At 73.8% G+C, this 7,244-nt stretch carries 5 protein-coding genes; all 5 read right to left on the bottom strand.

Features of this window, described 5'->3' with window-relative positions; all coding sequences use genetic code 11:
* Nucleotides 1-1,205: sensor histidine kinase (locus tag ETD96_RS37755; protein WP_205719656.1), on the bottom strand; the 1,205-nt coding region annotated here is incomplete at its 3' end.
* A 109-nt stretch (nucleotides 1,206-1,314) separates the two neighbouring features.
* Nucleotides 1,315-1,977, bottom strand: coding sequence for a response regulator (locus ETD96_RS37750; protein WP_138641291.1), 663 nt, complete (start codon nucleotides 1,975-1,977; stop codon nucleotides 1,315-1,317).
* A gap of 416 nt (nucleotides 1,978-2,393) precedes the next feature.
* Nucleotides 2,394-3,056 carry a response regulator gene (locus ETD96_RS37745; RefSeq protein WP_274704681.1) on the bottom strand — a complete coding sequence of 221 codons (663 nt, stop codon included), beginning with the start codon at nucleotides 3,054-3,056 and terminating at the stop codon, nucleotides 2,394-2,396.
* Between the two features lie 337 nt (nucleotides 3,057-3,393).
* Nucleotides 3,394-6,213, bottom strand: a complete 2,820-nt coding sequence (locus ETD96_RS37740) for a helix-turn-helix transcriptional regulator (RefSeq protein ID WP_138641290.1) — start codon at nucleotides 6,211-6,213, stop codon at nucleotides 3,394-3,396.
* Nucleotides 6,214-6,575: 362 nt separating this feature from the next.
* Nucleotides 6,576-7,244: Gfo/Idh/MocA family protein (locus ETD96_RS45350; protein ID WP_420884830.1), on the bottom strand; the 669-nt coding region annotated here is incomplete at its 5' end.

Here is a 7,244-nt window from a genome sequence, read left to right as displayed (position 1 = left end):
GGGCCTGCGGCACCGCCGATCAGCTCCACGCGCTGCCGCAGGCCCTCCAGCCCGGTGCCGGATCCGCTGTTCACCAGGTCGGCGTCGGGCGGGGCCGTGGGCGGGGAGTTGCGGACCCGCAACCGCACGCCGTCGGCCCGGTACCGGACCTCCACCCGCGCCTGTGCGCCCGGCGCGTGCTTGCGCACGTTGGTCAGCGCCTCCTGGACGATCCGGTAGGCGGTGCGGCCGACCACCGGGGAGGCGAGCGGCGCGTCCCCGACCTCGACCAGCTCCGTCGCGACCCCCACCGAGTTCGACTCGCTGATCAGCGCGGACAGGTCCGGCAGCGGCGCGTGGTCGTCGTCATCGGCGTCGTCGCCGTCCATGGCGCGGCGCAGCAGCCCGATGACGTCCCGCAGCTCCTCCAGGGCCTGGCAGCCGGTGGCGCGCAGCTCCTCCGCGGCCTGGCGGGTGGCCTCGTCGGGGGCGTGCACGCGCAGCACGCCCGCCTGGAGCACCATGAGCGTCACCCGGTGCGCGACCACGTCGTGCATCTCGGCGGCCAGCCGGGCGCGCTCCTCGGCGCGGGCCTGCTCGGCGAGCAGGAACTGCTCGTGCTCGGCGCGCTCGGCCCGCTCCTGCAGCCCCTGCACGACGCGCCGCCGCTGCTGGACGTACATGCCGAGCAGGGCGCCGGCGATGACCGCGAACAGGCTGCGCGAGATCATCACGCCGCCGGTGCCGGTGTCCTGGCCCGCGATCTCGTGCAGCGACGCGCGCGGCAGTACCTCGGGGGTGAGCGAGACGAGCACGACCAGCGCGACCACCGGCGGCCAGCGCGTCCACGCCGGGCGGCCGGACGCGGGGAAGGCCATCACCGCGTAGGCGGCGAACGGTGCGGCCGGCGTCCACCAGAGGATCCGGCCGGCGTCGATGCGGCCGCCGGTGTGCAGCAGGGTGCCCGGTGCGGCGTACTCGACGGCCAGCAGCGCGCCCGCCAGGGCGGCGCTGATCCAGGCGACGGTGACGGGCGCCCGGCGCCGGACGGCCAGGGACAGGGCGGCCAGCACCAGCACGCCGGCCGTCGCGCCGCCGAACGGGCACAGGACCGACTGGCCGTCCAGGGCCGCGCTCAGGGACGCGCCGACCGCCGTCAGCACCACCAGGACGTCGAGCGTCACGTCGCGGGCGAGGCCGGACCGAAGTCGCGGGAGGCTTCGCACACGACCACGGTACGGAACGGGCGAGCGCGTCGGCTGCCTACGAAAGTCGTGCGTGCGTGAGACCTGTGTCAGTTGCCGCGTCGGCTGCCGGTCGCCGTGCCGGTGTCGGTCAGGACGTGCCCAGCCCGGCCTCGTAGGCCAGCAGCCCGGCCTGGGTGCGGTTGTCGCAGCCCAGCTTGACCAGCATGCGCGAGACGTAGCCCTTCACCGTGGACTCGGTGAGGTGCAGCCGCCGCGCGATCTGGGCGTTCGACATGCCCTCGCCCAGGCAGGCGAGCACCTGCAGTTCGCGCTCGGTGAGCTGCTCGAACCGGGCCGTCCGCCGGGCGCGGTCCGACTCGCGGTCGGCGGCCCCCGCCAGCAGCCGCTGCGCGGCCACCGGCGACAGGACGGTGTGCCCGTCGGCGGCGACGCGCACGAGGTTCACCAAGTCGCCGGGCGGAGTCGACTTCAGCAGGAAGCCCGCGGCGCCGGCGCGCAGCGCCTTGATCACGTACTCGTCGGCGTCGAAGGTCGTCAGCGCGACCGTGACGGGCGGCTCCCGGAACTCGGCCAGCCGGCGGATGGCGGTCAGCCCGTCCACGCCCGGCATCCGCAGGTCCATGAGGACGACGTCGGGACGGTGCCGGACGACGGTCTCGACCGCGGCGGCGCCGTCGTAGGCCTCGTCCACCACCTCGATGTCGTCGGCGGCGTTGAGGATCGTGCGCAGGTGCGCGCACACCATCGGCTCGTCGTCCACCACGACGACCCTGATCGTGCTAGCGCCCATGCCACCGGCTCTCCGCATCCGGGAATCGGGTCGTCCCCCCGCGGCCGCGCGCACGGCGCGGACCGGCCGCACGGAAGACCGACGAAGCTCGCGTGATCACACCCGACAACAGTACGCACCCTGGCACCCGGGGTGAACCCGCCTCAACCCCCACCGGGGGGAGACCGCACGAAGGTAGCAGGCGCGCCGTTTCAAACGCTACTTCCGTCATCACCCCGCGCCGCCGGCGGCGGCTTGGAACGGCACCGGAACGCGCGCGCCGACGAATTCGCCCCATCGCATTGCCGGGCACCGTGGAAATCCGCAGCGCGCGACCTGCGACGCCACGGAAACCGGAAAAACGCAGGCGCGGTGCACGAATTATCCGAGGGGCGGGCACCGTGCGGCGGAATGGTCGCCGGAACTGTCGTACCGCGTCAGTTGTTCAGCAGGCCGGCCTCATAGGCGAGCAATCCGGCCTGGGTGCGGTTCGCGCAGTCGAGCTTCACCAGCAGCCGGGAGACGTATCCCTTCACCGTTCCCTCGGTGAGGTGCAGGCGCCGGGCGATCTGGACGTTGGACATGCCGTGGCCGAGGCATTTCAGCACCTCGGTCTCCCGCTCGGTCAGCCGGCCGATCAGCCGGGCCCGGCCGTGCTCGGCGCGCCGCCGCGCGTCGGCCGACAGCAGCAGCTGGCGGGCCACCGGCTGGGACATCACGGTGTGGCCGTCGGCGGCCACCCGCACCAGGCCGACCAGGTCCTCCGGCGGGGTGGACTTCAGCAGGAAGCCCGAGGCGCCCGCGCCCAGCGCGCGCAGCACGTGGTCGTCGGCGTCGAAGGTCGTCAGCGCGACGATCGCGGGCCGGTCGGCCGAGCCCGCGATGCGCTCGATCGCGGCCAGCCCGTCCACGCCCGGCATCCGCAGGTCCATCAGGATGACGTCGGGCCGCAGCCGCAGCGCCGCCTCCACCGCCTCGGCCCCGTCGTGGGCCTCGCCGACGACGTCGATGTCGCCGGTGGCGCCGAGAATGGTCCGCAGGTGGGCGCACACCATGGGCTCGTCGTCCACCAGCAGCACCTTGATCGGTTCATCGTCCACAGTGTCAGGCCCCCTTCGCCGACGCCCCCACGACGATCCGGAAACCGGAACGGAACTCCGCCGACAGAATACTCGCTGACGCGCCGGTGGCGAGGCCCGCAACGGACGCGGGCCGGGCACCGGGAAAGTCGTCGAGTGTTCAACTTCCCGGGCCCGGAAACCCGGCGGGAAACCCCGCCCCGGAAATCCGCCCGGAAACCGGGTGGGGAGAATTTTCCGGGCGGTCGTGGCGCGAATTCCCGCCGGTCCGCGCGATATAGGAAAAGCTTTCACCTTTGGCGGGGCCGCGCCCCCGCCGGTCCGCGCCGGCCGGCGGCCTCCGGTCAGCGGCCTCCGGTCAGCAGCCGGAGCCGGTCGTCAGCCGGTCCCCGTGGCACGGCAGCTCCAGCGGGAGGTCCGCGCGGCGCCGCACGTTGAGCTTGCGGTAGACGCGGGTCAGGTGCTGCTCGACGGTGCTGACGGTGATGAACAGCTTGCCGGCGATCTGCCGGTTGGTGTGCCCCTGGGAGGCCAGCGCCGCGACCCTCAGCTCCGCGTCGCTGAGCTTGCCGATCAGGCCGGCGGTGGGCGCCTCCGCGCCGCCGGACGCGCGGGCCGCCCCGGTGATCTCCTGCGGCAGGATGCCCTTCGGCAGGTCCATCCCGGCGCGGTCGGCGAGCCGGTAGGCGGTGCGGGCCTCCGCGCGGGCCTGCGTCTCGTCCCCCAGCATGAACAGCGCGCGGCCGAGCTCGGCGCGGGCCTGGGCCAGCTCGAACCCGCCGTCCTGCTCCAGCAGGATGTCGATGGCCTCGCGCAGCAGCGCCGGCCGCTCGCGCAGGTCGCTCACCGCGGCGAGCAGCCGCAGCGACCGGGCCCGGGTGCTGGACCGGGCGTGGCCGAGCCGGGCCAGCTCCTCCTCGACCAGGTCGCGCGCCCGCGTGTGCTCGCCGAGCATGAGGTAGGCCTCGGCGAGGTCGGTGCGCCACGGGACGAGGGCGGGCAGGTCCAGGTCCCACTTGCGCATCAGGTCGCCGCACGCCCAGAAGTCGTCGAGCGCGGCGCGCGGCCGGGCCACCGCCATGTGGTAGCGGCCCCGCGCCGCCAGGTGGTACAGCCCGCCGATCGTCGCGAACGCGGCGCTCGGCACCGGTGTGTTGAGATGCTCCAGCGCCTCGTCGTACCTGCCGAGCGCGGTCGCGACGAGCACCATGTTGGCGATCGGCGCGCCCACGGCGACCCCCCAGCTCTCCGGCGACATCAGGGTCAGCGCGGCGCGGGCCGGTTCCTCGGCCTCGGCCGGCTTGCCCTGCCGGAGCAGGATGTTGGCGCGCACCGCGGCGAACAGCGCCTGCCAGGCGGGGGCGCCACGGTCGGCGGCCTGCCGGTGCAGCGCGTCGCACCAGTGGGCCGCCTCGGTGAGGCGATCGGCGTAGACGAGGGCGCTGAGCGAGACCAGGATCATCGACATCGAGTCGGAGCCGAGCCGCGCGCCCTGCAGCACCTGTTCCGCCCGGCTGAGAGTGTCGTCGCCCTCGGCCTGCGCCATCATCCGGTCGAGGAGCAGCGCCAGCCGGTGCCAGCGGGTCCGGCTGATCGGCCCGGTGCCGGGCTCCACCGGCTCCGGCCGCGGCCGGCCCCACAGCTCGGGGCGGGCGAAGCCGAGCCAGAGCCGGGTCAGCTCGCGCTCCCGCAGGGCCGCCGCGTCCGGGAGCTGGCTCTCGTCGGGCGCGGTCCGGTCGAGGTGGTCGAGGATCTCCAGCGCCATGTCGTCGCGGCCCTGCCAGAGCAGGAACCCGGTCAGCGCGGACGCGTCGTGCCGGTCCAGCAGCCCGGCCTGCGCGGCCGCGACCAGCTCCGGCAGGTGCCGGGACGCGGCCAGCGGGTTCGCCTGCCACCTGGCCTTGAGCAGCGCCATCGCGACCGCCGCCCGCTCCCTCGGGTCGGCGCACGACTTCACGGCCAGCGTCAGGCAGCGGACGGCGGTCTCCACCTCGCCCGACGCGAGCGCCTGGTCGGCGGCCTCCCGCAGCACGGCGACCGTCCACGGGCGGTCGGCCCGTCCGGCGGCGACCAGATGCCGGGCCAGCGGCATCGCCGCCGCCCCGTGGGCGTGCAGCACGGTGGCGGCCAGGTCGTGCAGATTGGCGCGTTCCGATGTCGGAACGGCGTCGAGCACCGCGGCGCGGACGGCCGGGTGGCGGTACCGGCCGTCCGCCAGGAGGCCGACCGCGGTCAGCCCGTCCAGCACCCGGGTCGTCAGCTCCACGGTGAGGGAGAGCATCTCGGCGAGGACGGCGGGGGAGGCGAGGTCGTCCAGCACGGCGAGCGCCGGCGCGACCCGCAGCGCCTCGGGCTCGCACCGGTACAGGCAGCTCGACACCGCCTGGCCGAAGGCGATGCCCGGCACCGGGTCGCGGCCCGCGCCGGCGGCGCGCAGGTCCTCGATCAGGGCACCCGCCAGCAGCGGGCTGCCGCCGCTCATCCGGTGGTGGCGGGGGGCCGCCTCGCGCGCGTCGGCCGTGCCCAGCTCGGCGGCCAGCAGCTCGGCCACCCCCGCGACCGAGAGCGGCCCCAGCCGGAGCTGCCGGCAGCGGGGCTGGCGGAGCAGCTCGGCGCGGAACCGGGCGTACTCCGGCTGGAATGCCGGCCGTTCCGCCAGCACGAGCAGAACACGATTCGGCCGCAGCCGCCGGGCCAGGTAGAGCAGGAACTGCAGGGACAGCGGGTCGCTGTAATGGACGTCGTCGACGGCGACCACAAGCGGACTCTGCTCGGATAGCTCGAACAGCGTCTTGCACATTTCGTGCAGGATATGTATGGTCGCGCCCGCGGTGGCGGAGTCCGGCGCGGCAAATGTCAGCGCGCCGGCGTCGAGTAATTCACTGATCTGCTCGGTATTGCTGCCGGGCAATTGCGCGGCGGTCAGGACCTGGACCGCCACGCCCAGCGGGAGCGCCTGTTCCGCGGGTGCGGCCGTGGCCGCCAGTACGACGCCCCCCGCGCCCGTGACATGGTCCGAGAACCCCTGCAGCAGAGCGGACTTGCCGCTGGTGGCGGAGCCGCCGACGAGGACGATTCCACCCCTCCCCGCCGCGCATTCGCGGTGCAGCCGCTCCAGGCAGGAGATCTCTTCGGTGCGTTCGACCAGCTTCTTGGGCCACACCCCGTTCCACACCATCCTTCCCCGTCATTCGTCGTCCTTGAGAGCACTGATGTCGCACGGCGGCCGGCGCGTGTGATGGGCGGGGTTATGATCAGCTTGCCATAGCGCCCGCCCGGCTGACCATGCGCGATCTGTTGGCGCAGTTGATCAGAGCGTGACCGATACAGGGTTGACCTTGCCTGTTCCGGGTATCGGTTAAATGCTCATTAACAACTACTCTCACCTGCGCTTATCACCAACTCTGATACGCCTTATGACTTTCGTTGGTATACGCCGGGCGGCCCGCTGTGAAAGAATTCCCGATCTTCGCGGCGGAGGCCGGGCACGGCGGAGCCCGGCGCCGGGTCGGACGCCGGGCTCCGGATGGCGGGTCGGGGTCAGCGGACGCCGGCGGGCACCGGTCCGTCCACGTCGACCACGTGTGCGCGCTCGCGGATCTCGTCGAGCAGCGCCGCGCGCCGCAGCAGCGCGTCGAGGCTCCGCCGGAGCCGGTGCTCCCCGTCTCCGGAGGCGCCGAGAGCGCGCACCGACCCGGCGAACGCCCGCAGGGCCGCCGCGAACCGGTCGTCGGCGGGCAGCGTGATCTCCTCGACGTGGTCCTGCCGCTCGACGCGCGCCACGGTGCGCAGCGTCGGCGGGGTGGTGAAGGCCCGTTCGAGGGTGAGCCGGCCGTGCGCCCCCCAGATCGACTGGGCCGAGCGGTAACCGGTCTCGAAGCTGAACATCAGCTCGGCGGGGACGCCGTCCGCCGAGCACAGCAGGGCGTTGCCGCCGACGTCCACGCCGAGGTCGCCGGCCATGCGCAGCATCGAGCCGAGCACGCTCAGCTCCTCGCCGAGGAGCAGCTGCGCCGCCCGCACCACGTACGAGCCGAGGTCCAGCAGCGCCCCGCCGCCCAGTTCGGCGTCGTAGCGGATGTCGCCCGGCGGCCGGGGCGGGATCCCGAACACGGCGCGCAGCCCGCGCGGCTCACCGATGGCCCCCTCGTCGATCAGCCTCCGGACGGCGCGGTGCTGCGCGTGGTGCACGAAGGTGAAGTTCTCGCC

It is taken from the genome of Actinomadura geliboluensis (assembly GCF_005889745.1).
Classification (GTDB): Bacteria; Actinomycetota; Actinomycetes; order Streptosporangiales; family Streptosporangiaceae; genus Spirillospora; species Spirillospora geliboluensis.
Note: the sequence above shows the minus strand (reverse complement) of the source record. Positions and strands in the feature narration are given on the sequence as shown.